The organism is Actinoplanes sp. CA-131856 (assembly GCF_050956135.1).
Lineage (GTDB): Bacteria > Actinomycetota > Actinomycetes > Mycobacteriales > Micromonosporaceae > Actinoplanes.
Map to the genome: position 1 here is coordinate 1,598,473 of NZ_CP191849.1, position 25,047 is coordinate 1,623,519.

Sequence of the window (25,047 nt, forward strand, 5' to 3'; positions counted from 1 at the left end):
CACCCGCGCTCCTAGCGTTCCGGTCATGGCGATAACGCTGCGAAAACTGACGAAGAGGTACGGGCGGACGCTCGCGGTCGACGGTCTCGACCTGGAGGTGCGGCCGGGGCGGGTCACGGGGTTCCTCGGGCCGAACGGGGCCGGCAAGTCGACGACGATGCGGATGGTGCTCGGCCTGGACCGGCCCACCTCGGGGAGCGCGCTGGTCGGCGGCCGGCCTTATGCCGAGCACCGGTGGCCGCTGCGGGAGGTGGGCGCGGTGCTGGAGGCGAAGGCCGCGCATCCGGGGCGGACCGGGCGCAACCATCTGCTGGCCATGGCGCGCAGCAACGCCGTTCCGGCCGGGCGCGTCGACGAGGTGCTGGGGATGGTCGGGCTCGGTGACGCGGCCCGGAAGCGGACCGGCACGTATTCGCTCGGCATGGGCCAGCGGCTCGGCCTGGCCGGGGCGCTGCTCGGCGATCCGGCGGTGCTGATTTTGGACGAGCCGGTCAACGGGCTCGATCCGGACGGGGTCCGCTGGATCCGTGGGCTGCTGCGCGATCTGGCGGCCGAGGGCAGGACGGTCTTCGTGTCGAGCCACCTGCTGACCGAGATGCAGATGACGGCGTCGCATCTCGTGGTGATCGGCAAGGGGCGGCTGCTGGCCGACGCGCCGATGGACGAGCTGCTGGGCGGGCACGGCTCGCTCGAGGACGCCTACTACGAGCTGACGGAGAGTGCGGCATGAGAGCGGCGATCAGTTCGGAGTGGACGAAGCTGTGGACGACGCGGACGATCTGGTGGGCCCTGCTGGCGGCGTTCGTGCTGATGGCGGCGGCCGCGGGGCAGAACGCCCTCTACGTCGAGAACGGCGATGTGTCGGCGTCGACGGCGGGTGATGTGGCGGTGCTGTCCGTCGCGATCGCGCAGCTCGCCTTCGTGGCGCTGGCCATGCTGGTGATGACCAGCGAGTATTCGGCGGGGACGATCCGGGCCACGGTGAGCTGGGTTCCGTCGCGGGGCCGCCTGTTGTCGGCCAAGATCGCTGTCGTCGCGGTCGTCACCCTCGTGGCCGGGGTGGCCGTGGGGCTGCTCGGCGGTGTGGTCGCGGCGGGCATTGCGGACAATTCATCCGGCATTCCCGGCGGCGCGGCCAAAATCGGCATTTATCTGGCTGGTCTGAGTATCCTGGCCACGGGGCTGGCCGCGGCGCTGCGCGGGCCGGTGGTCACGCTGGTCGTGCTGCTGATGGTGATCGTGGTGGTTCCGCCCCTGTTGCAGATTCCCGACATTTCCGTTCTGAACGGCATTGCGGATGCGTTCCCCGGGGTTGCGGGCAATCATTTCCTGTACGGCGACTCCGACCCGTACCCCCCAGCCGTAGGTCTTCTGATTCTCATGGGATGGACCGCGGCCGCCGTCGTTGTGGGGTGGCGCGTCCTCAAGCGCCGCGACGCCTAGACCAGGCCCGCCTCGTAGGCCAGGATCGCCGCCTGGACCCGGTTGCGGACGCCGAGACGGCTGAGCAGGCTGCTCACGTACGCCTTCACGGTGCCCTCGACCAGGAACAGGCGGCGGGCGATCTCGGCGTTGGACAGGCCCGCGCCGACCAGGGCCAGCACCTCGCGTTCGCGCTCGGTCAGGCCGTCCACCCGGTCGCGGGCGGCCGCGCCCGCGTGCAGGCGCGGGCCGGCCAGCTCGGTGATCACCCGATGCGCGACCTTCGGCGACAGGTAGGCGGCGCCCGCGGCCACCGCCCGTACGCCGGCGGTCAGCTCGCGCGGATCGCCCGCCTTGAGCAGAAACCCGGCGGCGCCGGAGGCGACGGCTTTGACGATGTACTCGTCCTCGCCGAACGTCGTCAGCACGACCACCCCGGTCTCCGGCGCCAGGCGGCGGATCTCGGCCGTCGCGGCCAGCCCGTCCAGCCGCGGCATCCGGATGTCCATCAGCACCACGGCCGGCCGGTGCCGGCGGACCGCCTCGACCGCCTCGGCGCCGTCGCCGGCCTCGCCGACCACCTCGATCTCGGTGTCGTTGGCCAGGATCGCGCGGATGCCGGCCCGGATCATCGCCTCGTCGTCGGCGATCAGAACGGGAATGCTCACGCCACGCGGTCCTTCCGTACGAGCCGGCCGCCGTCGAAGCACAGCCGGAAGGTGGGGTCGGCGAGCGGGAAGTTGCCGTCGCTGTAGTACTCGCAACCCGGTTCCGGATCGCGCACCCAGGCCTGCCGTTCGGGAAGGTCGAGGTCGGCGCGAGCGGCGCCCAGCGGCATCCGTTCGAAAGCGTCACCGCTCAGCACCGAGCCGTTCGCCGCGAACGGGTAGTAGGCCACCGCGGTGACCAGGGCCAGCGCGGCCGGGGTGAGCACGGCCGCGGCCAGGCTGCGCCGCACCCGCCGCTTCATCTCCACGACGGGCTCGTCGGCCGCCGGCGCGGCTCTGTGCGGAATCTCGGCCTCCAGCCGGAAACCCCCGCCGGGTCGCGGTCCGGCGGTCAGGGTCCCGCCATTGAGCCGTACGCGTTCACGCAGCCCCACCAGCCCGAGCCCACCCACCTCAGCCGTTCCCGCGGCGTTCCCTCCCGCCTCGCCCGCGCTCTCACCCGTCCGTGCGTCCTCGCTGGTCCCCGCGCTTTCACCCTTCCGCGCGCTCTGGCTGGTCCTCGCGCTTTCGCTCTTCCGCGCGCCCTGGCCGGTCCCCGCGCTTCCACCCCTCCGCGCGCTCGTCCCCACCCTCTCTGGGCGACCCCCTATTGCCGGATTTGTCACCGTAATTGCGGACTTGCTGCCGATGCGCGTCACCTCGACCGTGATCGGTGCGCCGGGGGCGTGACGGCTCGCGTTGGTGAGCGCCTCCCTGACCACCCGGTAAGCCGTGCGCTCGACGGCGGCCGGACCCGGATCGCCGGTGCGTCTCATGGTGACGGGCATGCCGGCCCGTGCGGCGTTGTCCACAAGTGACTCGACCGGATCGTCCACCGGCTCCAAGGGCGCCGCCTCGCCGGGGTCGCGCAGCAGGCCGATGATCTCGCGGAGCTGGTCGGTGGCGGTGGCCGCCGACTCGCGGATGCGGGTGGCCGTCGCCCGCCGCTCCTCCGGCACGTCGGGGCTGGTCTCCAGGGCGCCCGCGCCGAGCGCAATCAGGCTGAGCTCGTGACCGAGCGAGTCGTGCATCTCCTGTGCGATCCGCGACCGCTCCCGCAGCACCACCATGCGCCGCTCCGACTCCAGCCGGGCCGCCCGCTCCCAGCCGGCCGCCGCGAGCCGCCCGCGCTGCGCCCGGTAGCGGCCGGCCAGCCACGGGAAGATGCCCAGGATCAGCAGGAACATCACCAGCTGGAACCACTCGGCCGGCCCCACGCCGAGCACGCCGAGGTTGAAGACCGTGCCCGCGACCGCGATCAGGGCGAAGGCGGCCGCCACCGGCCGGACCCGCTCGGTGCGCAGCCCGACCAGATAGCTGTGCACCGGGATCCCGAAGGCGAAGTTGCCGTCCACGACGGTGGCCAGCACGACGGCCAGGCACCCGGCGAGGGGCCATCGCCGCCCCAGCACGGTCGCCGCCACACTGACCACGACGGCGGCCGCGCATCCGGCGACGCTCCCGCGCGTGGACTGGTTGGCCACCACCGGCGCCGCCAGCGCCAGCCCGAGCAGCCCGTCGACCATCCACTCCCGCCGAGCACCCATCCGGTCAGGCTAACCAGGGCCGTCCCGCCCGGGGTACTGCCGAAAGTCAGGTCTGCTGGGCCAGCCACTGGTCGAAGGTGGTGGGCGCGATCCGCACGTGGCCGGGATCGGGGAGCATGACCTTGCCGGCCATCTCGGTGCTGAAGGCGCCGTCCCAGGTGGGGATCAGCTTCACCGAACGCCCCTGAGCCTGGTGGGTGCGGCGGGCCATGTCGACCATGTCCTGCGGCTCGGGGCCGGCCAGGTCGGCGTAGCGGCCCCGCGGTTCGCCCGCCGCGAGCTCGGCCAGCACGTCGGCGACGTCGTCGGGGGCGACCGGCTGGAGGAGCAGGGGTGCGAGGGTGGCGGAGCCGTCGCGTTCGGTGCGGGCGGCGACCATGGCCGCGAAGTCGTGGAACTGGGTGGCCGGGACGATGGTCCAGGGGATCGGGCCCTCGGTGACGACCTGTTCCTGTGCGCGCTTGGCGGCGTAGTGGGCGTTGCCGCCGACCCGGTACAGGCAGGCGATCGACAGCAGGACGTGGTGGCGGACGCCGGCCCGTTCCTCGGCCGCGAGCAGGTGCCGGGTGGCGGTGGTGAGCCAGGTGATGGCCTCCATGGGGTCGGCCGCCGGGCCGTTCAGGGTGTCGACGACGGCGTCCACACCGGACAGGGTGTCGCCGATCGCGTCCTCCTGGAGCAGGTCGACGCCGTGCGAGCGGCTGATCCGTACGACCTCGTGCCCGTCCCGTTCCAGAGCCGCGACGGTACGGGCCCCGATGTTCCCGGAGGCGCCGGCGACCGCGATACGCATGACGAGTCCCCTCTCGGAGTGGTCACGCCGACGGTAACGCAGCCGGCACGTATTCGGCGCCGCAGGATTCGGCCAGGGACGGGCCGAACAGGGCGGCCGGGAAGAAGGCGCCGGGACGGCCCTCGCCGGCCAGCAGGCGGCGGGTGACCTCGGCCGGGACGGCGCCGGTGAAGTCCTGGGCGTCGCCGAGGCGCAGCCAGCCCTCGCGGACGGTGCCGTCGGGCCAGGTGACGCGGGCGTGGCCCCATGAGTGCTCACGCGGGCGGGGGCGGGCTTCGACCTCGACGGCGGCCAGGCGGCGGACGGCGAACGAGCGCAGCGGGGCGAAGGCGAGGAGGGAGGCGGCGAAGGGCAGGAGCGCGCGGGCGAGGGGAGCGGTCGGCGCCTCGCTGGACGCGGCGGTCACCGAGGGGGCACCGCTGGCGCGCTGGGCGGCGACGAGCTCGCCGAGCGGCATGCCGGCGGTGGTCACCGGCGAGCCGTCGGGCAGGGTCAGGGTCGTGGCGTCACCGGCCAGCCGGGCCGGGGCGAGCCGGCCGTCACGGTAGCGGCGGCCCTGGAACCGCCGGCCGCCGGCCACACCGGGAAGCCCTTCCAGGATCGTGGCGGCGAGGGCCTCACCGAGACGCCCGGTCTCGATCGCCAGCGAAGGGATCATGTCGACGCGGACGTCCGAAGGAGTGGGACGGTCCGCGCACAGCTTGACCACGACGCTTTCCGTGGCGGTCACGCCGAAGCCGGCGCCGGTGATCAGCGAACGCCCGGCTTGGGTGGCGGCTTCATGCAGCCCGAGTACGCCCGTGACGGCGGCGACGTCATTGGCCAGGTCGACGTAGTGACTGGCCGGCAGGCAGGCCCGGATGATCGGCCCGGCCGTCGCCCCGAACGGCCCGACCGTGTTGATCACAACAGCGGGCCGTTGCCGCCGGATCTCCTCCGCGGCCTCCTCCACCGTGCGCGCGACCAGCGTGCGGACGCGGTCGGCGCTCGGCGCGCCGCTTCCGGGGGCCGGGTCGGCGCCGGAGGTCGGGGTGGGAGCGGAGGGCGCGGCGGTGGCGATGCTTGTGGCGGCTGCGGTCAGGCGGGTGGCGTCGCGGCCCAGCAGCGTGGGGGTGATGCCCCGGCGCAGGAGTTCGGTGGCGATGGCGCGGGCGCTGCGGCCCGTGCCGCCCAGGATCCAGACTTCGTCGGTCATGACGGCGCTCCCCGGAAGGTGATGACATGGCGTGTCATGACTGTAGCCGTGATGACACGTGATGTCATCACGTAGGATGGCGGGTGTGAGCAGATGGCGGCCCGGCGCGCGTGAGCGCCTCGAGGAAGCGGCCGTCGAGCTCTTCGTCGAGCAGGGCTTCGCGGCGACCACGGTTCCGCAGATCACCGCGCGGGCCGGCCTGACCACCCGCACGTTCTTCCGGCACTTCGCCGACAAGCGCGAGGTGCTCTTCGGCGGCGACGAGATCCCGGCCATGGCCACCCGCATGATCGAGGAGGCCCCGCCCGCCGCCGCACCGATGACCGTGATCCTCGAGGGCCTCCGTGCCGTCACCGCCGCCCGCTTCGAGAGCCGTCGCGACGAGCTGCGCGTGCGGCGGGAGATCGTCCGCTCCGATCCCGGCCTCCGCGAGCGCGACCTGCGCAAACGAGACTCCCTGAGGGCCGCCGTGAGCGCCGGCTTCGAGGCCCGGGGCGTCGCGCCCCTTCAGTCCGCCCTGCTGGCCGAGACCGCCGTGATGCTGCTGTTCGTCTCCTTCGACGAGTGGCTCGACCAGCCCGGCGACCGCACCCTCATCGCCATCATCGAGGACGCTCTGACCTCCCTCCGTGAGGCGATCGCCTGACGGGGTCAGCCGATGATCGGGCGGAAGAGGCCCAGGGCGATGCTCGTGCCGAGGGCGACGGCAGACAGGGCGAGCGCGCCCAGCAGCAGGGCCGTGTCGGCGGTGGTGAAGACCTGGCGGCGGGCGTAGGTGCGGGCGATGCCGGAGTCGAAGCCGCGGGCGTCCATGGCCACGGCCAGGCGGCCGCCCCGGCGCAGGGCGCCGACCAGCAAGGCGAACGCTGTGGAGATGAACAGGCGGAGAGCCGCTATCGGGTTGCGGCCGGCGTCCACGCCGCGGGCCCGGCGGGCCAAGGTGATCATCTGCCACTCCTGGTCGAGCAGGGGGAGCAGGCGGAAGGCGGCCAGGGCGCCGATGGCGAAGCGGGGTGGGGCCTTGGCGTTCTGAACCAGGGAGTCGGCCAGGTCGGTGGGGTCGGTGGTGGCGAAGACGATCACGCCGGGGACGGCGATGGCGAACAGGCGCAGGATCAGGCCGAGGGCCGACAGCAGCACGCCGGTGGTGATGTCGAACGGGCCCAGGTCGAGCAGCAGGCGGCCGCCCCGGTCGGCCGCGAACAGGACCATGGTGGCCAGCAGGCCCAGCGCGGCGATCAGGAGCGGCCAGGCTCGGCGGGCCAGGACGGACAGGCGTACGCCGAAAAGAGGAAGCACCGCCAGCTCGATCGCCAGGGCGATGGCCGGGGTCAGCGGGTCGAGAGTGGACAGCAGGGGCAGCGTGAACAGCAGCGCCGCGCCCAGCTTGGCCGTCGGGTTGCGCCGGGCCAGCGGCGCCGCGGGGTCGGCCACGGGCTGAAGAACGAAGCTCATCGGCGCCGCCGGGCGATGAGGGCCGCGGGGCCGGCGTGGGTGTGCCGGAGGCGGCTCACAAGCGCCGCCGGCGGGGGAGCGGGTCGGGCAGCCGCGGGGTGCCCAGGGGGAACGTGCGGTCGGCGACGGTCTGGACGAAGTCGTCGTCGTGGGTCACGGCGACGATCGCGTGGCCGTCGTCGCGCAGCGTGGCCAGCAGGGTGACCAGCTCGATCCACGTGCGGCGGTCCTGGCCGAACGTGGGCTCGTCGAGCACCAGCAGCCGGGGCGCGGTGGCCAGGGCGGTGGCCACGCTGAGACGGCGGGCTTCGCCGCCGGAGAGGGTGTACGGGTTGGCCGCCGCCAGCTTCGTGAGGCGCAGCCGCTCCAGCAGGTCGTCGATCACCCGCTGGTCGAAGCGGCCCAGCCGGCGCGGGCCCAGGGCCAGCTCGTCGGCGACGCGTGTGGTCACGAACTGGTGCTCCGGGTTCTGGAAGACCGAGCCGATCCGGCCGGTGAGCGTGGCCGCCCGCCAGCGGTGCGGGGGCTTCGGGTCGCCGAACGCGTGCACCCGGCCCGCCGTGGGGGCGAGCAGGCCGCCCAGCAGCAGCGCGAGCGTCGACTTGCCGGCGCCGTTGGGGCCGGTCACGGCCAGGACCTCGCCCTCGCCGACGCCGAGCGCCACGGGGGCCAGGCGCCCTGCGACTGTGGCCTGCTCCGTGCGTACGAGGGAAGGATCGGCCGTTGACCTTGATTTGAGCGGGGGAATCGTGAAGCCCGGAACCCAGACGCCCTCGTCGGCCAGGCGATCGCCGTAGGCCGCGAACACCACCTCGGGCGCGCCGTCGGCCCGCACGCCCCCGCCCGGCTCCAGCACCACCACGCGGTCGACCAGCGGCAGCGCCTCGGCCACCCGGTGCTCCACGATGATCATGGAGGCGTCCAGGCGCAGGGCGGCGATGGCCTCGCGGACCAGCACGGCACCGTCCGGATCGAGGTTGGCCGTCGGCTCGTCGAGCAGCAGCAGTCGCGGGCGCAGGGCGAGCACCCCGGCCAGGGCCAGGCGCTGCGCCTCGCCGCCGGACAGGGCCGCGGTCGAGCGGATGATCGGATAGGGGAAGCCGACGCGGTCGAGCGCGTCGCTGACCCGCGGCCAGATGTCGGCCGGCGGCACACCGCGATTTTCCAGGCCGAACGCCACGTCGTCGCCGCTGCGGGCCATCACGAGCTGGGTCTGCGGATCCTGGAAGACGATGCCGACCTGGTCGCGGGCCTTGCGCGGGTCGAGGCCGTCGATCTCGATGACGCCCTCGGCCTCGCCCGAGTCGTCCGGCAGCAGGCCGGCCAGCGCGGCCAGCAGGGTGCTCTTGCCGGCCCCGGAGGGACCGAGCAGGAGCACCCGCTCGCCGTGCGTGATCCGCAGGTCGACGTCGCGGACGGCCCAGGCGCGACGGCCCGCGTGCCGCCAGCCGAAACCGCGGAGGACGACCTCACTCATGCCGGGAATGACACCAGATCAGACGAGTGCGCGCGAACGCCCCGCCGCGAAGCGGTCGAGAACACCTGTCTGCGCCAGCGCGCGGGTCAGCGCGACGCTGCCGAGACCCGCGATCACCAGCGACGACAGCGCGGTGATGACGATGTACCAGATCCGCATGGTGGCCCACGACGTGCCGCCGTACCAGACGAAGGCGTCGTAGACCGATGCCACCAGCCCGGCCGTGGTGGCCGCGAGCAGGGCCACCGGCAGGTTGTAGACCTTGTAGGCGAAGGCGGCGAACACCAGCTCGGCCCCGAGGGCCTCGAGCGGGCCCTGGATGACCAGCGTCCAGCCCCAGCTCGTGCCGATGGCGGCCGACACCAGGGCGGCCAGGGTGAGGGTGTAGAAAGCGGCGCCCGGTTTGCGGACGATCAGCGCGCCGAGCACGGCCGGCACCAGCCAGACGCCGTAGATCACGCACCGGCCGGGCAGCGGAATGGCGTCGGCGGGGCCGTTCCAGAGCAGGCCCCAGGCCCAGAAGATCACGCCGAAGGCGACGGCGATGATCGAGGAGATGACGATGTCGATGGTGCGCCATCGGTTGCTCATGTGGTTCCTCCCGAGCTTCCTGCGCTGGCATTACCCAGATCAGGTACGAGGGTCTGCGGTGTCACCCGCACTCTCAGCGCTGTGCGCTCCCCTGTCGGCGTGCATTACTTTCGATGACGTTAACACTGCGAGGGAGTGATCACACATGGAGATCAAGGCCCGAGGTTTGACATTCGACGTCTTCGATGGTGGCCCGTCGGAGGGCGACCCGGTTCTGCTGCTGCACGGCTTCCCGCAGGACCACCGCGAGTTCGATCTTCTCGCGCCGAAACTGCACGCGGTGGGTCTGAGGACGTACGCCATGGATCAGCGCGGTGTCTCACCAGGCGCCCGCCCGGCGGACGTCGGGGCGTACCGGATCACCGAAGCCGTCGCCGACGCGGTCGGCGTGCTCGACGCCCTCGGACTGGAGTCGGCGCACGTCATCGGTCACGACTGGGGCGCCAACGTCGGCTGGATGCTCGCTGCCTGGCATCCCGAGCGGGTGCGCACCCTCACCGCCGTCTCCGTCCCGCATCCCAAGGCGCTGCAACTCGCGTTGCGGGTCCGCCCGGCCCAGCGGGCCCGGCTGGCCTACTTCAAGGTCTTCCAGTCGCCAGTGGCCGAGCGGTTGCTGCTCGCCCGCGACGCCGCCACCCTGCGCTGGATGCTCAAGCCGATCGGCGAGCGGGCCGAGCTCTACGTCGAGGCCAACCGCGAGCCGGGCCGCCTCACCGGCGGGCTGAACTGGTACCGGGCGCTGACCTTCGACCAGCTCAAGGACGTACGCCTGATCCGCGTGCCCACCACGTACGTCTGGAGCGACCAGGACGGCGTGGTCTCGCTGACCGCGGCGCTGCGCACCCGGGACTGGGTCGACGCCGACTACCAAATGGTCGCTATGCGCGGTATCAGCCATTGGGTGCCCGAGCAGGCGGCGTCCGCCCTGTCCGAGGCCGCCATCACGCGTATCCAGGGAGTTTGATTCACGTTCATCTTGGGGTATCCGTCGCGGCATGCCACCCGAGAAGCCGCGGATGAAGCACGAGTCGGAGAAACAACGCTGGGACCGCAACTTCGCCGATCTCCTCCAGGAGCTGCGGGTCGCGCAGACCGGCATCCAGATCCTGTTCGCCTTCCTGCTGACCCTGCCGTTCAGCAACGGCTTCCCCAAGGTCACGCAATTCCAGAAGGACACGTACGTCGTGGCGCTGCTGGCCGCCGCCGGCGCCACCGCGATGATCATCGCGCCGGTCGCCTTCCACCGGGCGCTGTTCCGCCAGGGCCGCAAGCCCGAGCTGGTCCGTTACGCCCACCGGATGGCGACCGGCGGCCTGGCCTTCCTGCTGGTCTCGATGGTGGCCAGCGTCCTGCTGGTGACCGACTTCATCCTGGACCGGCCGATCGCCTTCGTCTTCAGCGCCCTCACCGGCCTCTTCTTCCTCACCTTCTGGGCGGGCATCCCGTGGCTGCGCCGCAACTGGATCGACGAGGACGACGAGGACGACGAGGAGGACTACGCGCGGGCTAGCGACGAGAAGCTTTCAGGCCGAGACGCCTGAGCTCCAGCTCGGCCAGGGCGTCGACCGCCTCCGGGTCGCCGTTGCGCCAGCTCTGCGCGATGTCCGGGCCCATCTTGGCCAGCCGGTTGAGGGGCTGGCCGGCCAGGGCCCGCAGGGCGAGCAGGTCGCGGCCGGCGGGCTCGTTCCGCACGGAGGTGGCGACGCCGGCCCGGCGGATCCAGCGGATCCGCAGCGGCAGCCACAGGAAAAGGACCAGCGCCAGCGGCACGGCAACCGCGGCCAGGGCCATGATGATCGCCATCTGGTCGACGATCTCCTGCTGCTGGCGGCCGGCGTCGGCCAGATTGCGGGCCGCGTCGGCGGCGCCCGTGAACGGCTTGACCAGCTGGTCGCCGACGAGCGGCACCCGGCCCACCTTGCCGCCCGCGTCGGCCAGGTTGTCGGCGATGCCGCCGCCCGCGCTCTCCAGCTTGGCGCCGGGAACGCCCAGCTTCTCGACCATGTCGTGCACCCACAGGCCGGCGCGAACCCAGAGGTAGACCCAGATCACCACGGCGATGTCGGTGATCAGCTGGCGGACGGCGGTGGGGATCCTGTCGGCATAGAGCTTCACGCGGTCAGGGTCCCACGTAGACGGTCCTACCGCGCGGCCGCACAATCGGGGCAGGTTCCGAAGATCTCCATCGTGTGCGAGACGTCGACGAAGCCGTGCTTGCCGGCCACCTTGTCGGCCCACGACTCCACGGCCGGGCCCTCCACCTCGACCGCGCGGCCGCACGAACGGCACACCAGGTGGTGATGGTGGCCCTGACTGCACCGGCGGTAGAGGTGCTCGCCGCCGGGCGGGCGCATCACGTCGATCTCGCCGGCGTCGGCCAGGCCCTGCAACGTGCGGTAGACGGTGGTCAGCCCCACCCGCTCACCCCGCTCCCGCAGGATGGCGTGCAGCTCCTGAGCGCTGTTGAAGCCCTCGGTCTCGGCCAGCACGGCGCTGACCGCGCTGCGCTGCTTGGTGTTGCGCTGCTGACTCTCGGTGCTCACGAACGAACCTCCCTCGCATGGCTGACGGCGTCGGCGACGATGTGCGCGACGTGGTCGTCCACCAGGGAGTATGCGATCTCCCGGCCCCGTCGTGCACCTCGCACCACGCCCGCGCCGCGCAGCACCCGCAGATGTTGCGACACCAGCGGCTGCGGCGCCCCCAGCTTCTCCACCAGCTCGTGCACGCAGCGCTCGCCGGCGCCCAGCTCGGCCACGATCGCGACGCGGATCGGGGCCGAGAGCGCCCGCAGCAGCTCGCCGGCCGGCTCGAATGCCTCGTAACCCATTGTCAGGCCTCCTGGAGAACCACGTCAGGGGGCTCCACCTCGCGGGGCGGCTGGGCCCGGCGGCGCAGGACCCGCCAGGTCGCGCCGCCGACGGCGATCGCCACGAAGATGGCCAGGGCCAGGATGACCGTGGTCGCGCCGGGCGGGGTGTCCACCTCGGCCGAGAAGACGACGCCGGCACCGGCCGCGCCGACGCCGATCAGCATGGCGGCCACCATCGTGCTGCGGAAGCCCCTGGTCACCTGCTGGGCGGCGGCCACCGGGATGACCATCAGGGCCGAGACCAGCAACAACCCGACGGTCCGCATGGCGATGGTCACGGTGACGGCGGTGGTCACGGCCATCAGGAGATTGAGCGTACGGACGGGCAGGCCGCTCACCCGGGCGTACTCCTCGTCGTTGCAGACCGCGAACAGCGCGGGCCGGAAAGCCAGCATCGCGATCAGCACGAGCGCGCCCAGCACGGCGATCAGCGCGATGTCGGTCGGCGACGTCGTGATGAGCGAGCCGAACAGATATTGGATCAGGCTGTTGCTGCTGGCGTCGTCGGAGAGCGAGACCAGCACCACGCCGCCGGCGATGCCGCCGTAGAACAGCAGGGCCAGGGCGAGGTCGCCCGAGGTGCGGCCGCGCTCGCGGATCAGCTCGACCCCGATGGCGCCGGCCGCCGAGACGATCACCGCGGCCAGCACGGGTGACTGGTTGAGCAGCAGGCCCACGCCGACGCCGGTCAGGGCGACGTGGCCGATGCCGTCGCCGATCAGCGACAGCCGCCGCTGCACCAGGTAGATGCCGAGCGAGGGCGCGGCCAGGCCGATGATGAGCGCGCCGGCCAGGGCTCGCATCATGAAGTCGTACTGGAAAAGATCCATTTCAGTTTGCTGCCATGCGGTCGGTGGGGGCCCACTCGCAGATGCCCGCGGTGGGCTGGACGGCGTGCGGATGCACGTGGTCGTGATCGGGCTCGGCGTGATGGCCGGCCGGCTCCGGTGGCGCGCCCTCGAAGGCGATGCGGCCCTCGTGCACCACCACGGCCCGGTCGATCAGCGGGCGCAGCGGGCCGAGCTCGTGCGCCACCAGCAGGATCGTGCCGCCGCCGTCGCCGAAGCGGCCCAGCGCGGCCGCGAACGCCTCCTGGCTGGCCGCGTCGACTCCCGCGGTGGGCTCGTCCAGGACCAGCAGGTCCGGCTTTCCGGCCAGGGCGCGGGCGATCAACGTACGCTGCTGCTGCCCACCCGAGAGAGTCGAGACCGGGTCGTTGATCCGGTCGAGCAGGCCGACGTCGGTCAGCGCGTCGCGCACGGCCGTCTTGTCGGCCGCGCCGGGCAGCCGGAAGATGCCGCGGCGGGCCAGCCGTCCGGAGGCGACGACCTCGCCGACCGTGGCCGGGACCCCGCTGCCGGCGCCGAGACGCTGCGGCACATAGCCGACCCGGGCCCACTGCTTGAAGCGCCGCTGCGGCGTACCGAAGAGGTCGATCTCGCCGCGGCCGATCGGGACCAGGCCGAGGATCGTGCGGATCAGCGTGGACTTGCCGGAGCCGTTCGCGCCGAGGATGGCGACGACCTCTTTCTGTTCGACGCTCAGGGAGACGTCGTGCAGGATCTCCCGGCCCTCGTATCCGACGGCCAGATGGCGTACGTCGACGATGCTCATGCTGTGCACCCCAGTGCGGTGGTGATGGCGGTCAGGTTCGCGCGCATCACGGAGAAATAATCTTGGGAGGAGTCGGTCAGGCCTTCGAGCGGATCGAGGACGGCCGTCTTGGCGCCGACCTCGCGGGCGATGGTCTCGGCCACGGCCGGGCTGACCAGCGTCTCGAAGAAGATCGTGGTGGTGCCGGTCTCCTTGGCGGTCTTGGCCACCTCGGCCAGGCGCTGCGGTGACGGCTCGGCCTCGGGGGAGATGCCGGTGATGCCGACCTCGGTGAGGTCGTAGCGGTCGGCCAGATAGTGGAACGCCTCGTGGCTGGTCACCAGCTCGCGGCGCTCGCAGGTCTTGAGCCCGGTCGCGTACTCGGTGTTGAGCTTGTCGAGCTCGGTGTGCAGGGCGGCGGCCCGGGCCTTGTAGTCGGCCGCGTGCGCGGGGTCGGCCTGGCCGAGGCGCTCGCCGAGCTTGTCGGCGATGGTGGCGAAGCGGACCGGGTCGAGCCAGACGTGCGGGTCCATGCCGCCCTCGGCCGTCTCGTGCTCGTGCTCCTCGCCGTCGTGGTCGTCCTCGCTCGCCGGCAGCAGGGTCACCACCGAGGCGGCGTCGAACGCGTGGTCCTTGCCCTCCTGGGCGACGGCCTCGTCGACCGCCGGCTGGAAGCCCTTGAGATAAACGACCAGGCCGGCCCCGGCCACATCACCCACCTGGCGCGGGGTGAGCTCGATGTCGTGCGGCTCGGCGCCCGGCTTGGTGAGGTTGGAGACGCTCACCTGGTCGCCGCCGATGCGCTCGCTGAGGAACTGCAGCGGATAGAAGGCGGTGACCACGGCCAGCTTGCCGTCCTCGGATCCGGAGCCGCTGCCGCAGCCGGCCGCTCCGGTGAGGGCGAGCAGGAGGACGGCGAGAAGGCGGCGCATAGCATCTACTGTCGCCGACAATGATAATGATTGTCAAAAGCGCATAGGTCACACTGCCTTGGCGACCACGGCCGCCATCAGCAGAACGAGCATGATCAGCCGGATGACGCGGGTCGACGGCGACTGCACCGGCCAGGTCGTGAAGGTCAGCGTGGCCAGGCCCAGCCCGAGCAGGAACAGCAGGGCCGCACCGACGATCCCCGGCAGGAACAGGCCCGCCATCAGAACGGCCAGCGCCACGATGAAGGCCGTGGTCGGGCTCACCCGGGCCAGCCGGCGCAGCACATTGTCGGACGGTGTCACCGCGTCACCCCTGTCTCGGCTCTCGTACCCTGTCGCCATGCTGGTGCTCAACCGCTTCGACGTGCCGCCGGACACGCGCGACGAGTTCGTCGCCCAGGCCCACGCGGCCCTCGCCGCGCTCGCCGAGCGACCCGGATATCTCTCCGGGCGGCTCGCCCGCGCGCTCGAGGACCCCACCCGATGGACGCTCGTCACCGAATGGGAGTCGGTGGGAGCCTACCGGCGCGCGCTGGGCGCCTTCGATGTGAAGGTGCACGCCACCCCGCTGCTCGCCCGCTCGCTCGACGAGCCGTCCGCGTTCGAGACGCTCGCCTCGGCCGCGCCGGGCTCACCGGTGGTCGAGGCGGAGAGCGACCGGGCCTCCGAGCCCTGGCGTTGACGACTACTGTTGCCACCATGACCGCGGCGCCGCCCTTCATTCCGCCTCCCCCGCCGGGGCCCGGCGTGCAGCCGCCCTTCCCAGCGCCGCCGGTCGAGGGCAAAGGCCGGCGCATCGGCATGGGGCTGGGTGTCGCCGGCATCGTGATGGTGCTGGTCTGCGGGGGTGGGGTGGCCGCGCTCATCGGCCTGATCTCGGCCGGCACGAGCGCCATCCAGGAGCAGGCCCACGCGGCGGTCGACGACTATCTGAACGCTTTGAAATCCGAGAACTACGCGGCGGCGTACGACGACCTCTGCGAAAGCGCCCGGCGCCGGGAGTCCCAGGCCGAGTTCCGCACCCGTGTCTCGGCCGGCGAGCCGATCGTCTCGTGGCGACTGGGCGAGGTCGAGGCGACGTACGGCATCTCCGTGCCCGTCGAGGCCACCTTCGCCGGCGGCGACGTCGAACAGCTGACCGCCGAACTCGACCAGAACACGTCCACGGGCGAGTTCGAGGTGTGCGACATCGCGGAGTAAATTCTCTGTTCGTCCCGATCCACACTGATGTCCCCGCCGACACCCAGCCGGCGTAGGAGGAACATGCCCGCCGACCGTATCGATGCCGTCGTCAGCCTGGCCAAGCGCCGTGGCTTCGTCTTCCCCTCCAGCGAGATCTACGGAGGAACCCGCTCGGCCTGGGACTACGGTCCGCTGGGCGTGGAGCTGAAGGAGAACGTCCGCCGCCAGTGGTGGCGCACGATGGTCCAGCAGCGCGACGACATCGTCGGCCTCGACTCCGCCGTCATCCTCGCGCGCGACGTGTGGGCGGCCTCCGGCCACCTCGACGCGTTCGTCGACCCGCTGACCGAGTGCCAGTCCTGCCACAAGCGGTTCCGCGCCGACCACCTGGAGGAGGCGTGGGAGGCCAAGCACGGTTCGCCGCCCTCCTCGCTCCAGGAGCTCAACTGCCCGAACTGCGGCAACAAGGGCACCTTCACCGAGCCGAAGATGTTCAACGGCCTGATGAAGACGTACCTGGGCCCGACCGAGAGCGCCGAGGGCCTGCACTACCTGCGGCCCGAGACGGCGCAGGGCATCTTCGTCAACTACAACAACGTGGCCCAGGCGGCCCGCAAGAAGCCGCCGTTCGGCATCGCGCAGATCGGCAAGAGCTTCCGCAACGAGATCACGCCGGGCAACTTCATCTTCCGGACGCGTGAGTTCGAGCAGATGGAGATGGAGTTCTTCGTCGAGCCCGGCAGCGACGAGAAGTGGCACGACTACTGGCTCCAGGAGCGCTGGAACTGGTACCGCGACCTCGGTCTGTCCGAGTCGAACCTGCGCTTCTTCGAGCACCCGGCGGAGAAGCTGTCGCACTACTCCAAGCGCACGGTCGACATCGAATACAGGTTCCAGTTCGGTGGTACGGAGTTCGCGGAGCTCGAGGGCATCGCCAACCGCACCGACTTCGACCTGTCGACCCACTCGAAGCACTCCGGCGTGGACCTGTCGTACTTCGACCAGGAGAAGCAGGAACGCTGGGTGCCGTACGTGATCGAGCCGGCGGCCGGTCTCACCCGCGCGGTGCTGGCCTTCCTGCTAGAGGCGTACGACGAGGACGAGGCCCCGAACACCAAGGGCGGCGTCGACAAGCGGACGGTCATGCGCTTCGACCCCCGCCTGGCCCCGATCAAGGTGGCGGTGCTCCCGCTCTCGCGCAACCCCGACCTGTCCCCGAAGGCCCGGGGCCTGGCCGCCGACCTGCGCAAGCGCTGGATCGTCGAGTTCGACGACTCGCAGGCGATCGGCCGCCGCTACCGCCGCCAGGACGAGATCGGCACCCCGTTCTGCGTGACCGTCGACTTCGACACCCTGACCGACGACGCGGTCACGGTGCGCGACCGCGACACGATGAAGCAGGAGCGGGTGGCCCTCTCGCAGATCGAGAGCTACCTGCTCGCCAAGGGTCTCTAGCCGAGCTTTTTTCAGTGGGCGAACCCGCCCGGTCGGCCGTTACGGTCCGCGATCAGCCCAGCCAGGGTCGCCACGGCGATCTCGGCCGGCGTCCGCGACCCGATGTTGAGGCCGATCGGGCGGTGCACCCGCTCGATCTGTTCCGCGCCGACGCCACGCTCCCGAAGCGCGGCGACATGCGGCCCCTCGACCTTGGGGTTGCCGACGATCCCGATCCACCGGGTCTCGGCGGCCAGCGCTTCGTCGAGCACTTCCCCGATCTCGGCCCGGTGGTGATCGCTCAGCACGACATCGGTGTGCGCGTCGAGGCCGGCCGCCCCGAGATCGTGCACGAAGGTGTCGCCGTGCGCCCGGGGCAGCCCTTGAAGCCGAGTCTCATCCGGCTCCACGAGCACAGCCTGAAACCCGACCTCGACGGCGAGCCGCAACATCGCCTCACCCACCGCCGACTGAAACACCACCACAAGCTTCCGCGGACTCAGCTCGTCACCCACACCGCTGACTCTGCCAGATTCGCTGTAGCCGCAGTCATAGGCGCGCGACTACCCTCCGGAAAGCGTCAACCCCGGCGGCATGCCAGAGGCAGAGGCGACCGGGGTCTTCGTCCAACAGGTTACCCAACCCGGCGGGAAGAGGCCACCGATGACAGGCAACGCACCGGAGACTCTCGCGGTACTGCGCCGCCGGCTGTCGCCGGAGCGGTTGGAGCCGTACCTTCTCGCCGCCGGTGGCGACCTCGCGGCTGCCCTGGATCTTTACGCCTGGAACTCTGAGATCTCCGCCGCCCTGGGCGTCACGAGCGGTCACGTCGAGGTTCTCCTCCGGAACGCCATGCACGATGAGCTGGTCGTCTGGTCCACGCAACGGTTCGGGGAGCCGCGGTGGTATCTCGACCCCGGTCACCTGCTGCAATCACGTGCTCTGACCGACATTCGAAGCGCGCGGCAGCGGGTGGCCCGCCACGGCCGTCCGGAAACGCCCGGCCGGGTCGTCGCCGAGCTCAATCTGGGTTTCTGGCGATTTCTGCTCGCCAGTCATTACGACCGCACGCTGTGGCGGGAATGTCTTCACCGAGTCTTCCCGGGCCGGGCGCGACGGCAGGTGCACGACGCGGTGGAGCGGCTCCACCTCGCGCGTAATCGCCTGGCGCACCACGAGCCGATGTTCAACCGGCCTGTAGCCGAGATCCACGCGACCGCTGTCGGCGTGGCGGCGTGGATCTGCCGGACGAGTGGCGCCTGGATCGAGAGCCACAGCCGAACAGTGTCTCTGCTCGGTGGGCGGGCCGACGGCGGCGCGGATTTTCGGGGGGAATGAGGGGCATGGCATGCTCGAAGGCGTGACCATCGCACCTCTCATGCTCGGCGAGCGCGCCGTCAATCCGCCTGTCGTGCTGGCTCCCATGGCCGGCATCACCAACGTGGCGTTTCGGCGGCTGTGCCGTGAGCAAGGGGGCGGGGTCTACGTCTGCGAGATGATCACGACGCGGGCGCTCGTGGAGCGGATTCCCAAGACGCTCAAGATGGTGGCGTTCGCCGAGGACGAGGACTTTCGGAGCCTTCAGCTGTACGGCGTCGACCCGGACGTGACGGCGCGGGCCGTGCGCATGGTGGGCGAGGACAACCTGGCCGACCACGTCGACCTCAACTTCGGGTGTCCGGTGCCCAAGGTGACGCGGCGCGGCGGCGGGTCCGCTCTGCCGTGGCGGCGGAAGCTCTTCGGCCGGATCGTCAAGCAGGCCGTCGACGCGGCCGCCGAATACGGGATCCCGCTCACGATCAAGATGCGCAAGGGCATCGACGACGACCACTTGACGTACGTCGAGGCGGGGCTCATCGCGCAGGAAGCCGGAGTCGCCGCGGTCGCGCTGCACGCCCGTACGGCCGAACAAAGGTATTCCGGAAACGCGGACTGGGACGCCATCGCGACGCTGAAGCAGGCGCTCGACGTGCCCGTTCTCGGCAACGGCGACATCTGGGAAGGATCCGACGCGCTGCGCATGGTCGAGCAGACCGGCGTCGACGGGGTTGTCGTCGGGCGCGGATGTCTGGGGCGGCCGTGGCTGTTCGCCGACCTCGAGGCGGCCTTCACACAGGGGCCCGGCTACAAGCCGGTGCTGCCGGCCCTGGGTGAGGTCGCGAAGATCATGTCGCGGCACGCGGAGCTGCTGGTGGACGCGCTCGAGGATGAGAAGCACGGGTGCGCCGACTTCCGCAAGCACATCGCCTGGTACCTGAAGGGCTTCCCGGTCGGCGGGGAGCTGCGCCGGGCCCTGTCGATGGTGTCGTCGCTGGCCGAGCTGGACGACCTGCTGGGCAAGCTCGACCCGTCGGCGCCGTTCCCGGAGGAGGAGCTCGGCAAGCCGCGGGGCCGCGTCAACGCGCCGGGCAAGGTCTCTTTGCCGTACGGCTGGCTCGACAGCCGCGACGACGAAAGCGTGCCCGAGGGCGCCGAGATGGAGAACAGCGGAGGCTAGGCTCCTCGGCGGGCGATAAGGGCGGTCAGTGTCAACGGGACCGCGCAGAGGGCGAAGAGGACCGCGAGCGGCAGGTCGACGGCGAAGCCCAGGTAGAGCACGACGGCGAAGACCTCGCCGGCGAAGCCGGAGACCGACAGTACGGTGGTTCGCGCCGGGCCGGTGATCCGGTCCTGGAGCCGGGCCTCGGCGCGGATCATGGCGTACTGCAGCAGGCCGAAAGCCGTCGAAACGGCGATCATTCCCCAGAGGTGCGGGGTGAGGGCGCCGGCCGTCAGCAGGGCGGCCGCCCCGCCGAGCGTCCAGGAGAGCCCGCGCCCCCGCCCGGCGAGGGCGCTCCCGGCCGCCATGGCCAGGGCGGTCAAGCCGAACAGCAGGGGTACGGCCTCGGTCGCGGCGCCCTTGTCCCGGGCGAGCAGCGGCAGATATTCGTCGAGCGCGCTGAAGCCGGGCACGAGCGCGGCCACCAGCACGGCCCGTGCCACCACCCGTGTTCCGACGGCTTCCCGCAGCCCGCTCCGGAGAGTGCGCCAGTACGACATGTCGGAAATGTCCGGCCCGGAGGGATGGTGCGGCGCGGGGGGATCGTGCGGCGCGGGGGAGTCGGGTGGGGGCGGAGGGATGGCGGTCCGGGTTTCGGGTAGGCGCAGGGCCAGCAGGGCGCCGAGAAGCTTGACGAGGACGCTCATGATGGCGACCAAAGTGAAGCCGCCCGCGTGCAAAGCGGGAGTGGCCAGCAGAGTGGCGGCCAGCATGGCCAGGATGGAGAGGGTCTCGGCTCGGCCGATCAGGCGGGCGTAGGCGTTCTCCTCCGGGACGACGTCGTAGACCAAGGCCTCCAACGTGCCCGAGCCCAGCGATCCGCCCAAGCCCCACAGCACGAAACCCGCCGTGAAACCCCAGTACGACGGCCACAGCAACCACGTCGCGTAGCCGGCCGCCGTGAGGGTCTCACCTATCGCGTACAGCCTCTTGCGGGACCAGACGTCGGCCAGCGCGCCCGACGGGATCTCGGCCGCGAAGGCGACCACCGACCAGATCACGAACAGCGATGAGACCTGGGGCGTGGTGAGGCCGGCGTCCGCGAACAGCAGCGCGTACACCGGGTAGAGCGGCACGCCCTCGGCGAGGGCCCGCACCGCGTAAAGGTTTCAACGTCAAGCCGGATGCATGACCTCAGTCTGCCCCACCCGTCAACGCAATTCGGCCTCGTCGGCCGCGGCCCGGCCCGACTCCCACCCTTCGAGGCTGTCGATGCGGCTGCCGCGTGCCCGGACCGTACGGGGAAACGCCTTTTGCATGACCTCGCGCACCTGGACCTCGCGGTTGCGCAGCACCGGCAGAAGGTCGCTGTGCTGCTCGATCTCGTGCCGGGTGGCCTGCGAGAGGCGTTCGCCGATGCGGACCGCGTACGCCACCAGGAAGCTCCGCCGGAACGCCTTGATCCGGGCCTTGCCCTTGGCCGGCTCGTCGCGGGCCATCGCCCGGTTCGCCTGCACCAGCAGCGACGTGTAGAGCAGCTCGACGCCGTCGATGTCCGCGTCGTAGCCGAAGATCGTGGAGAAGCCGAGCTCGGGCGACCACACCGTGTGGCAGTGGTTGGCCCGCGCCACCGCGTCCAGCAGGGAGGCTTTTTCGCTTTCGTACGGATGGTCGACGCCGATCCGCCGCGCGAACGGGACCACCTCCGCACGCCCGGCCGTGGTCAGCGCCTCCTCGATGCTGTGCCGGGCGATCAGCTCCTGCGCTTTGGCCGAGTACGCCTCCGCCTCGGCCGGGAAGTCCGTCGCCTCGGCCTTGGCCAGCAGAGCCCGTACGCGATCGAGCATCCTATTGTCTGATTTGTGCGATAAATCGGACACGGTGCCTGGCGGCGGGATGAGCACCTCGATCGTCGGCAACTGACGCAGTGCGGTGAGCAAACCGAGAGACGAATCGAGCAGTGAGATCCGGTCGGAGCGCCGCCCGGCCGGCGGAAGCGACGACGCCTGCCCCACCCAGCGCGAATCTACCTGGGAGAACCGCCCCGCGTAAGCGACCGCGGCATCACTGACGAGACCGGCCTTGACCGGGTCGCCCAGGCGGGCGATGACCCGATAGAGCTCGGACGGCTGCCATCCGCCCCGGAACAGCCGGTCGAAGGCGTCGTTCAGCGCCGCACGCAGGGCCGCGTCCACCTCGCCGGCCGGCGCCACGGTCAGCGCGTCGAGACCCGCCTCATAGCCGATCGCCCCGCTGACCACCTCACGGACGACGTCCTCCACTGACACACGGATGACGGTACCGACGGCGGCGGGGAGGGCCCTGGTCGGCCCTCCCCGCTGTGACACCAGGCAAAACTCAGACGTCGAGGTCACTCTCGATGCGCTTGAGCTGGTGCCGGGCCATGGCCAGGTTCGCGCGGTCGCGGCGCAGGGCCAGATAGAGGAACAGCCCCTTCCCGGCCCGGCTCGTCAGCGGCCGGATCAGGTGATACTGCGTGTCCAGAGTGATGAGGATGTCCTCGATCTTCTCCGTGATGTTCAGCATCTCCATCGCCCGGAGCTTGGCCCGCACCACATCCGTGTTGCCGGCCGCGGCGACCGTCAGGTCGAGCTCCTTGCCGCCGCCGACCGTGCCGAGGGCCATGCCGCTCGTGTGGTCGACCAGCGCGACGCCGAAGGCGCCGTCGATTTCCATGATTTCCTTGAGTGCGGTGTCCATGTCGCCCATGGATGGGTCCTCCGTTGCGGTGGGATGGCGGGCCGCCGGAACGTCCGGCGGCGCCGTTCGGTCGCGGCGGTCGCCGCGTTTCTCAACCCGCCGCCTGCCGACGACGAGCGTTGGTCGTGAGGGTGGGCAAGGGGGTGCGCCTGGTCAGCGCCGCCGGTCCCGCCTGCTGCGGGATCTCCGGGCGGTGCTGCGGCTTGGTCTCCAACTTCAAGATCCGGACGAGGCGCCGTACGCATCGACGGGCCTCCAGGTGCACCATGGCGAGGTTCGCGTCGCCCGAGGTGACCACCGTGAGCAGCGCGGTCGGGCCCGCGGTGTACGAGGTGATGTAGCCCCGGTCGCATTCGACCACCGACTCGCGCAGCTCACCGTGGTTCACCGCGTGCGCGAACCGGCGGGCCAGCGCCAGATGGGCGGCGGCCAGCGCCGCGATGCTGTCCGGTTCGATGCCGTGCGCGTCGTGCGCGATCACCAGCCCGTCGGTGGAGGCCAGGACGCTGCCGGAGAGCTCCGGCACCCGGCCTCTCAGGCGGTCGAGCTCCTCGAGCACCGCCGGATCCACCGTCATCCTCGGCCTCTCTTTCTGCGAACGGGGGTGCGCGTGTCACCGCAAGGCTCGCAATGCCGTACGGATGCGCTTGAGAAGGACTTCATCGGTGCCGGGATGCACCGGGGGTGACGGTTCGCCGGCGACTTCCTTGGGCAGCTTGGCCCCGGGTTTGCGCCGGGCGAGGCGGGGCGGGGAGAGCGAGTTGCGCGGCGGCTCCGCGGGTGGGGGCGCCTCGGGAAGAGAAGGAGGCGGTGGTGGAGGTGGAGGTGGGGGAGCCGGAACTGTCGCCCGGGCGCCGCTCACCACGGGCACCGTCGGCGCGTCGTCCGGCTTGAGCATCGGGCGTTTGATGTCGACCGCGGTGCCGCGCACCCGCGGCAGCCGGACCAGCTCCGGCGCCTCCACCGCCCGTACCTCCGGAAGCTCCAGAAGGCCCATCGCGGCCATCCGGCGCAGCTCCTGGATCGTCGCGTAGCCGGCCTTGCCGAGCAGCAGGGCCAGGTCGGCCGGCGTGCGCTGGCCGTCCGCGTTGACCAGCAGCTCCCACTGGAGGGCCGTGATCGTCACCCGCTCGCGCGGCAGGCGCGACACCGGGATGACCGGCGCCGTGTCCACCCGCGCGTCCGGGAAGATCTCATCGAGCAGGCGCACGCGCCGGCGTACCTCCCGGGTTATCGCCCCCGGGTCGATGTGGGCGACCGGACCCAGCCAGTGCGTCGCGCCGGGCAGGAAGTCGATCGGCGCCTCCGGCGCCGACAGGGTGAAGTACGCCGCGTCGTACGTCGCCCCGAGCACGCACAACTCCAGCTCGCCCTGGGTGAGATGGCCCTGCTCGACCAGCAGCCGGCCGACCCGGGCGGTGGAGGTGCCCAGGTCGAGCGCGTTCTGCCAGGTCCGGCCGGCGAGCCGGCCGGACGCGGTGAGCAGCTCGCCGACACCGGGCGCGGCCGGCGACTCGGCGTAGATCACCCGCCCCTCGAGGACGTAGACCGCGCCGCCCGGGTGGCCACCGACCACCAGGGTGCCGGTCTGCCGCTCGCCCGTGACCTGCGTGAGCAGGCGTGACGGGGCGGCCGTCCGCAAGGTTGTCACCATTTCCCCTTTGGTGTCGTTCACGTGGCGACGAGTTCGTCGGCGAGGGTCTGCATGCGGCGGCGGGCCACCGCGAGGTTCCCCTGGACCCGGTCGAGCCAGAGGTAGAGGACGAGCCGGCTGTCGAAGTCGGTCTGCACCGGCCGCAACAGGTGATAGCCGCCCGCGGTCGTGATGATCAGGTCTTCGAGCAGGTCGTGCGGAAGGGCCGAGACGTAGAGCGATCGGGTCGTCGCGGCCTGGACCACGTCCGCGGTGCCCGCGGCCGCGGCCTCGTGGTCGTTGTTGGGTGCGGCTCCCGTCGTGGCGACCGGGAACCCGGTGGTGTAGTCGACGATGCTGGCGCCGACCGCGCCAGGGATCGCCATGGCCTCCTGTAGACAGTGGTCGACGCCGGGCACTTCTCTCCTCAGCGCTGTGCTGCCGCCGCCGGGCCGTGCCTCGTTGCCGCGGCCACCGGCGAACCTCCGGATCGGTGGCGGCCGAACGTCGCCCGCCGTCACCGTGGGCCATCCTCCGGCGACCCTGCGGGAGGCAGTCGCACCCGGTGTGCGTCATGTTCGACGGCTTCGCGACGCTGGTCGGGTGCGCGTAACATGATCGCCACTTTTCGATAAGGGAGGCGCCATATGGCGTTGCAGTGGGAGCAGATCGTGGTGGACGCCCAGGACGCCGGGCGCCTGGCGCGGTGGTGGGCGGAGGCCCTCGGCGGCTGGGTCATCGTGACCGACCAGCCGGACGAGGTGGAGATCCGCAAGAGCCCCGATCAGCTGCCCGGACTGCTGTTCACGCCGGTGCCCGAGGCCAAGACGGTCAAGAACCGCCTCCACATCGACCTGCGCCCCGACGACCAGGAGGCCGAGGTCGAGCGCCTGATCGACATGGGTGCCCGGCACGCCGACGTCGGCCAGGGCAGCGACGTCACCTGGGTCGTGCTGGCCGACCCCGAGGGCAACGAGTTCTGCGTCCTGTCCTCGAAGAAAGCTGACTAATCTT

At 71.3% G+C, this 25,047-nt stretch carries 32 protein-coding genes and 1 riboswitch; of the genes, 11 read left to right on the top strand and 21 right to left on the bottom strand.

Going from position 1 to position 25,047, the window contains the following annotated elements; all coding sequences use genetic code 11:
* The first annotated feature begins 25 nt into the window (after positions 1 to 25).
* Both ACQP2X_RS07685 and ACQP2X_RS07690 read left to right on the top strand, forming a co-directional pair.
* A complete protein-coding gene (locus ACQP2X_RS07685; RefSeq protein WP_498695335.1) occupies positions 26 to 730 on the top strand; it encodes an ABC transporter ATP-binding protein in 705 nt (234 codons plus the stop codon).
* On the top strand, positions 727 to 1,443 hold the full coding sequence (locus tag ACQP2X_RS07690) for an ABC transporter permease (protein ID WP_498695336.1): 717 nt from the start codon (positions 727 to 729) through the stop codon (positions 1,441 to 1,443). The genes ACQP2X_RS07685 and ACQP2X_RS07690 overlap by 4 nt, the downstream gene beginning before the upstream one ends.
* Here the strand turns inward: ACQP2X_RS07690 and ACQP2X_RS07695 are convergent.
* Genes ACQP2X_RS07695 through ACQP2X_RS07710 form a run of 4 tightly spaced genes read right to left on the bottom strand, consistent with a single transcriptional unit; the run spans position 1,440 to position 5,664 of the window.
* Entirely contained in the window at positions 1,440 to 2,054 is a 615-nt protein-coding gene (locus ACQP2X_RS07695; RefSeq protein WP_498700848.1) for a response regulator, read from the bottom strand. The two genes, ACQP2X_RS07690 and ACQP2X_RS07695, sit on opposite strands and share 4 nt — an antisense overlap.
* 32 nt (positions 2,055 to 2,086) lie before the next feature.
* Positions 2,087 to 3,676 carry a sensor histidine kinase gene (locus ACQP2X_RS07700; protein ID WP_498695338.1) on the bottom strand — a complete coding sequence of 530 codons (1,590 nt, stop codon included), beginning with the start codon at positions 3,674 to 3,676 and terminating at the stop codon, positions 2,087 to 2,089.
* A gap of 46 nt (positions 3,677 to 3,722) precedes the next feature.
* A complete protein-coding gene (locus ACQP2X_RS07705; protein WP_498695339.1) occupies positions 3,723 to 4,469 on the bottom strand; it encodes an SDR family oxidoreductase in 747 nt (248 codons plus the stop codon).
* A gap of 22 nt (positions 4,470 to 4,491) precedes the next feature.
* On the bottom strand, positions 4,492 to 5,664 hold the full coding sequence (locus ACQP2X_RS07710) for a saccharopine dehydrogenase family protein (RefSeq protein ID WP_498695340.1): 1,173 nt from the start codon (positions 5,662 to 5,664) through the stop codon (positions 4,492 to 4,494).
* Positions 5,665 to 5,749: 85 nt separating this feature from the next.
* On the opposite strand from ACQP2X_RS07710, the gene ACQP2X_RS07715 reads away from it, so the two are divergent.
* The gene (locus tag ACQP2X_RS07715; RefSeq protein ID WP_498695341.1) at positions 5,750 to 6,310 is read left to right on the top strand and encodes a TetR/AcrR family transcriptional regulator; all 561 of its coding nucleotides are present in this window, start codon (positions 5,750 to 5,752) and stop codon (positions 6,308 to 6,310) included.
* A gap of 5 nt (positions 6,311 to 6,315) precedes the next feature.
* Here ACQP2X_RS07715 and ACQP2X_RS07720 read toward each other — a convergent pair whose 3' ends face one another.
* The 3 genes from ACQP2X_RS07720 to ACQP2X_RS07730 form a co-directional block, all read right to left on the bottom strand.
* Positions 6,316 to 7,119: an energy-coupling factor transporter transmembrane component T family protein gene (locus tag ACQP2X_RS07720; RefSeq protein WP_498695342.1), complete on the bottom strand. Its 804-nt coding sequence runs from the start codon at positions 7,117 to 7,119 to the stop codon at positions 6,316 to 6,318.
* Positions 7,120 to 7,174: 55 nt separating this feature from the next.
* On the bottom strand, positions 7,175 to 8,596 hold the full coding sequence (locus ACQP2X_RS07725; protein ID WP_498695343.1) for an ABC transporter ATP-binding protein: 1,422 nt from the start codon (positions 8,594 to 8,596) through the stop codon (positions 7,175 to 7,177).
* An 18-nt stretch (positions 8,597 to 8,614) separates the two neighbouring features.
* Entirely contained in the window at positions 8,615 to 9,187 is a 573-nt protein-coding gene (locus ACQP2X_RS07730) for an ECF transporter S component (RefSeq protein ID WP_498695345.1), read from the bottom strand.
* Positions 9,186 to 9,290, bottom strand: a riboswitch (TPP riboswitch). It overlaps the preceding gene by 2 nt.
* Before the next feature lie 42 nt (positions 9,291 to 9,332).
* Between ACQP2X_RS07730 and ACQP2X_RS07735 the strand changes: the two genes are divergently transcribed.
* Positions 9,333 to 10,151 (top strand): alpha/beta fold hydrolase, encoded by an 819-nt coding sequence (locus ACQP2X_RS07735; RefSeq protein ID WP_498695346.1) that lies wholly within the window; start codon positions 9,333 to 9,335, stop codon positions 10,149 to 10,151.
* A gap of 52 nt (positions 10,152 to 10,203) precedes the next feature.
* Entirely contained in the window at positions 10,204 to 10,728 is a 525-nt protein-coding gene (locus ACQP2X_RS07740) for a DUF6328 family protein (protein WP_498695348.1), read from the top strand.
* On the opposite strand, the gene ACQP2X_RS07745 is transcribed toward ACQP2X_RS07740, so the two are convergent.
* From ACQP2X_RS07745 to ACQP2X_RS07775, 7 genes are read right to left on the bottom strand one after another with little or no spacing between them, the layout of a single operon-like run.
* Positions 10,694 to 11,302 carry a hypothetical protein gene (locus ACQP2X_RS07745; RefSeq protein ID WP_498695349.1) on the bottom strand — a complete coding sequence of 203 codons (609 nt, stop codon included), beginning with the start codon at positions 11,300 to 11,302 and terminating at the stop codon, positions 10,694 to 10,696. The two genes, ACQP2X_RS07740 and ACQP2X_RS07745, sit on opposite strands and share 35 nt — an antisense overlap.
* 26 nt (positions 11,303 to 11,328) lie before the next feature.
* On the bottom strand, positions 11,329 to 11,730 hold the full coding sequence (locus ACQP2X_RS07750; RefSeq protein ID WP_498695350.1) for a Fur family transcriptional regulator: 402 nt from the start codon (positions 11,728 to 11,730) through the stop codon (positions 11,329 to 11,331).
* Positions 11,727 to 12,017 carry an ArsR/SmtB family transcription factor gene (locus tag ACQP2X_RS07755; RefSeq protein ID WP_097320218.1) on the bottom strand — a complete coding sequence of 97 codons (291 nt, stop codon included), beginning with the start codon at positions 12,015 to 12,017 and terminating at the stop codon, positions 11,727 to 11,729. The genes ACQP2X_RS07750 and ACQP2X_RS07755 overlap by 4 nt, the downstream gene beginning before the upstream one ends.
* Positions 12,018 to 12,019: 2 nt before the next feature.
* Complete coding sequence (locus tag ACQP2X_RS07760) at positions 12,020 to 12,889, bottom strand: metal ABC transporter permease (RefSeq protein WP_498695351.1); 870 nt, start codon at positions 12,887 to 12,889, stop codon at positions 12,020 to 12,022.
* Between the two features lies 1 nt (position 12,890).
* The gene (locus ACQP2X_RS07765) at positions 12,891 to 13,673 is read right to left on the bottom strand and encodes a metal ABC transporter ATP-binding protein (protein WP_498695352.1); all 783 of its coding nucleotides are present in this window, start codon (positions 13,671 to 13,673) and stop codon (positions 12,891 to 12,893) included.
* The gene (locus ACQP2X_RS07770) at positions 13,670 to 14,584 is read right to left on the bottom strand and encodes a metal ABC transporter substrate-binding protein (RefSeq protein WP_498695353.1); all 915 of its coding nucleotides are present in this window, start codon (positions 14,582 to 14,584) and stop codon (positions 13,670 to 13,672) included. The genes ACQP2X_RS07765 and ACQP2X_RS07770 overlap by 4 nt, the downstream gene beginning before the upstream one ends.
* Positions 14,585 to 14,632: 48 nt before the next feature.
* Positions 14,633 to 14,887 carry a DUF6703 family protein gene (locus ACQP2X_RS07775; protein ID WP_498695355.1) on the bottom strand — a complete coding sequence of 85 codons (255 nt, stop codon included), beginning with the start codon at positions 14,885 to 14,887 and terminating at the stop codon, positions 14,633 to 14,635.
* A 37-nt stretch (positions 14,888 to 14,924) separates the two neighbouring features.
* On the opposite strand from ACQP2X_RS07775, the gene ACQP2X_RS07780 reads away from it, so the two are divergent.
* The 3 genes from ACQP2X_RS07780 (at position 14,925) to ACQP2X_RS07790 (ending at position 17,221) form a co-directional block, all read left to right on the top strand.
* Entirely contained in the window at positions 14,925 to 15,266 is a 342-nt protein-coding gene (locus ACQP2X_RS07780) for an antibiotic biosynthesis monooxygenase family protein (RefSeq protein ID WP_498695356.1), read from the top strand.
* Between the two features lie 17 nt (positions 15,267 to 15,283).
* Positions 15,284 to 15,784: an Rv0361 family membrane protein gene (locus ACQP2X_RS07785; protein ID WP_498695357.1), complete on the top strand. Its 501-nt coding sequence runs from the start codon at positions 15,284 to 15,286 to the stop codon at positions 15,782 to 15,784.
* Between the two features lie 63 nt (positions 15,785 to 15,847).
* Positions 15,848 to 17,221 carry a glycine--tRNA ligase gene (locus tag ACQP2X_RS07790; RefSeq protein WP_498695358.1) on the top strand — a complete coding sequence of 458 codons (1,374 nt, stop codon included), beginning with the start codon at positions 15,848 to 15,850 and terminating at the stop codon, positions 17,219 to 17,221.
* Positions 17,222 to 17,232: 11 nt separating this feature from the next.
* Here ACQP2X_RS07790 and ACQP2X_RS07795 read toward each other — a convergent pair whose 3' ends face one another.
* On the bottom strand, positions 17,233 to 17,679 hold the full coding sequence (locus ACQP2X_RS07795) for an XdhC family protein (protein WP_498695359.1): 447 nt from the start codon (positions 17,677 to 17,679) through the stop codon (positions 17,233 to 17,235).
* 115 nt (positions 17,680 to 17,794) lie between these two features.
* Here ACQP2X_RS07795 and ACQP2X_RS07800 point away from each other — a divergent pair, with 115 nt between their 5' ends.
* Both ACQP2X_RS07800 and dusB read left to right on the top strand, forming a co-directional pair.
* Complete coding sequence (locus ACQP2X_RS07800; RefSeq protein WP_498695361.1) at positions 17,795 to 18,538, top strand: hypothetical protein; 744 nt, start codon at positions 17,795 to 17,797, stop codon at positions 18,536 to 18,538.
* Positions 18,539 to 18,578: 40 nt separating this feature from the next.
* The gene (gene dusB / locus ACQP2X_RS07805; RefSeq protein ID WP_498700850.1) at positions 18,579 to 19,697 is read left to right on the top strand and encodes a tRNA dihydrouridine synthase DusB; all 1,119 of its coding nucleotides are present in this window, start codon (positions 18,579 to 18,581) and stop codon (positions 19,695 to 19,697) included.
* Here the strand turns inward: dusB and ACQP2X_RS07810 are convergent.
* From ACQP2X_RS07810 to ACQP2X_RS07835, 6 genes are all read right to left on the bottom strand, one after another.
* Entirely contained in the window at positions 19,694 to 20,836 is a 1,143-nt protein-coding gene (locus tag ACQP2X_RS07810; RefSeq protein ID WP_498695363.1) for an MFS transporter, read from the bottom strand. The genes dusB and ACQP2X_RS07810 overlap by 4 nt on opposite strands.
* Positions 20,837 to 20,890: 54 nt before the next feature.
* Positions 20,891 to 21,967, bottom strand: a complete 1,077-nt coding sequence (locus ACQP2X_RS07815) for a DUF2786 domain-containing protein (protein ID WP_498695366.1) — start codon at positions 21,965 to 21,967, stop codon at positions 20,891 to 20,893.
* A 70-nt stretch (positions 21,968 to 22,037) separates the two neighbouring features.
* Complete coding sequence (locus ACQP2X_RS07820; RefSeq protein WP_097320207.1) at positions 22,038 to 22,409, bottom strand: hypothetical protein; 372 nt, start codon at positions 22,407 to 22,409, stop codon at positions 22,038 to 22,040.
* A gap of 82 nt (positions 22,410 to 22,491) precedes the next feature.
* Positions 22,492 to 22,977 carry a roadblock/LC7 domain-containing protein gene (locus ACQP2X_RS07825; RefSeq protein ID WP_498695369.1) on the bottom strand — a complete coding sequence of 162 codons (486 nt, stop codon included), beginning with the start codon at positions 22,975 to 22,977 and terminating at the stop codon, positions 22,492 to 22,494.
* 36 nt (positions 22,978 to 23,013) lie between these two features.
* The gene (locus ACQP2X_RS07830) at positions 23,014 to 24,051 is read right to left on the bottom strand and encodes a DUF4388 domain-containing protein (RefSeq protein ID WP_498695370.1); all 1,038 of its coding nucleotides are present in this window, start codon (positions 24,049 to 24,051) and stop codon (positions 23,014 to 23,016) included.
* A gap of 20 nt (positions 24,052 to 24,071) precedes the next feature.
* Entirely contained in the window at positions 24,072 to 24,419 is a 348-nt protein-coding gene (locus ACQP2X_RS07835) for a roadblock/LC7 domain-containing protein (protein WP_360252020.1), read from the bottom strand.
* Positions 24,420 to 24,680: 261 nt separating this feature from the next.
* Between ACQP2X_RS07835 and ACQP2X_RS07840 the strand changes: the two genes are divergently transcribed.
* Entirely contained in the window at positions 24,681 to 25,043 is a 363-nt protein-coding gene (locus ACQP2X_RS07840; RefSeq protein ID WP_498695371.1) for a VOC family protein, read from the top strand.
* Positions 25,044 to 25,047 lie beyond the last annotated feature (4 nt).

What these genes read in the sequence shown, in the direction of transcription:
- ACQP2X_RS07685 (WP_498695335.1), top strand. Translation starts at nt 26, where the DNA reads ATGGCGATAACGCTGCGAAAACTGACGAAGAGGTACGGGCGGACGCTC.
- ACQP2X_RS07690 (WP_498695336.1), top strand. Translation starts at nt 727, where the DNA reads ATGAGAGCGGCGATCAGTTCGGAGTGGACGAAGCTGTGGACGACGCGG.
- ACQP2X_RS07695 (WP_498700848.1), bottom strand. Translation starts at nt 2,054, where the DNA reads ATGATCCGGGCCGGCATCCGCGCGATCCTGGCCAACGACACCGAGATC.
- ACQP2X_RS07700 (WP_498695338.1), bottom strand. Translation starts at nt 3,676, where the DNA reads ATGGGTGCTCGGCGGGAGTGGATGGTCGACGGGCTGCTCGGGCTGGCG.
- ACQP2X_RS07705 (WP_498695339.1), bottom strand. Translation starts at nt 4,469, where the DNA reads ATGCGTATCGCGGTCGCCGGCGCCTCCGGGAACATCGGGGCCCGTACC.
- ACQP2X_RS07710 (WP_498695340.1), bottom strand. Translation starts at nt 5,664, where the DNA reads ATGACCGACGAAGTCTGGATCCTGGGCGGCACGGGCCGCAGCGCCCGC.
- ACQP2X_RS07720 (WP_498695342.1), bottom strand. Translation starts at nt 7,119, where the DNA reads ATGAGCTTCGTTCTTCAGCCCGTGGCCGACCCCGCGGCGCCGCTGGCC.
- ACQP2X_RS07725 (WP_498695343.1), bottom strand. Translation starts at nt 8,596, where the DNA reads ATGAGTGAGGTCGTCCTCCGCGGTTTCGGCTGGCGGCACGCGGGCCGT.
- ACQP2X_RS07730 (WP_498695345.1), bottom strand. Translation starts at nt 9,187, where the DNA reads ATGAGCAACCGATGGCGCACCATCGACATCGTCATCTCCTCGATCATC.
- ACQP2X_RS07735 (WP_498695346.1), top strand. Translation starts at nt 9,333, where the DNA reads ATGGAGATCAAGGCCCGAGGTTTGACATTCGACGTCTTCGATGGTGGC.
- ACQP2X_RS07740 (WP_498695348.1), top strand. Translation starts at nt 10,204, where the DNA reads ATGAAGCACGAGTCGGAGAAACAACGCTGGGACCGCAACTTCGCCGAT.
- ACQP2X_RS07755 (WP_097320218.1), bottom strand. Translation starts at nt 12,017, where the DNA reads ATGGGTTACGAGGCATTCGAGCCGGCCGGCGAGCTGCTGCGGGCGCTC.
- ACQP2X_RS07760 (WP_498695351.1), bottom strand. Translation starts at nt 12,889, where the DNA reads ATGGATCTTTTCCAGTACGACTTCATGATGCGAGCCCTGGCCGGCGCG.
- ACQP2X_RS07765 (WP_498695352.1), bottom strand. Translation starts at nt 13,673, where the DNA reads ATGAGCATCGTCGACGTACGCCATCTGGCCGTCGGATACGAGGGCCGG.
- ACQP2X_RS07770 (WP_498695353.1), bottom strand. Translation starts at nt 14,584, where the DNA reads ATGCGCCGCCTTCTCGCCGTCCTCCTGCTCGCCCTCACCGGAGCGGCC.
- ACQP2X_RS07780 (WP_498695356.1), top strand. Translation starts at nt 14,925, where the DNA reads ATGCTGGTGCTCAACCGCTTCGACGTGCCGCCGGACACGCGCGACGAG.
- ACQP2X_RS07785 (WP_498695357.1), top strand. Translation starts at nt 15,284, where the DNA reads ATGACCGCGGCGCCGCCCTTCATTCCGCCTCCCCCGCCGGGGCCCGGC.
- ACQP2X_RS07790 (WP_498695358.1), top strand. Translation starts at nt 15,848, where the DNA reads ATGCCCGCCGACCGTATCGATGCCGTCGTCAGCCTGGCCAAGCGCCGT.
- ACQP2X_RS07800 (WP_498695361.1), top strand. Translation starts at nt 17,795, where the DNA reads ATGCCAGAGGCAGAGGCGACCGGGGTCTTCGTCCAACAGGTTACCCAA.
- dusB (WP_498700850.1), top strand. Translation starts at nt 18,579, where the DNA reads ATGCTCGGCGAGCGCGCCGTCAATCCGCCTGTCGTGCTGGCTCCCATG.
- ACQP2X_RS07820 (WP_097320207.1), bottom strand. Translation starts at nt 22,409, where the DNA reads ATGGGCGACATGGACACCGCACTCAAGGAAATCATGGAAATCGACGGC.
- ACQP2X_RS07825 (WP_498695369.1), bottom strand. Translation starts at nt 22,977, where the DNA reads ATGACGGTGGATCCGGCGGTGCTCGAGGAGCTCGACCGCCTGAGAGGC.
- ACQP2X_RS07835 (WP_360252020.1), bottom strand. Translation starts at nt 24,419, where the DNA reads ATGGCGATCCCTGGCGCGGTCGGCGCCAGCATCGTCGACTACACCACC.
- ACQP2X_RS07840 (WP_498695371.1), top strand. Translation starts at nt 24,681, where the DNA reads ATGGCGTTGCAGTGGGAGCAGATCGTGGTGGACGCCCAGGACGCCGGG.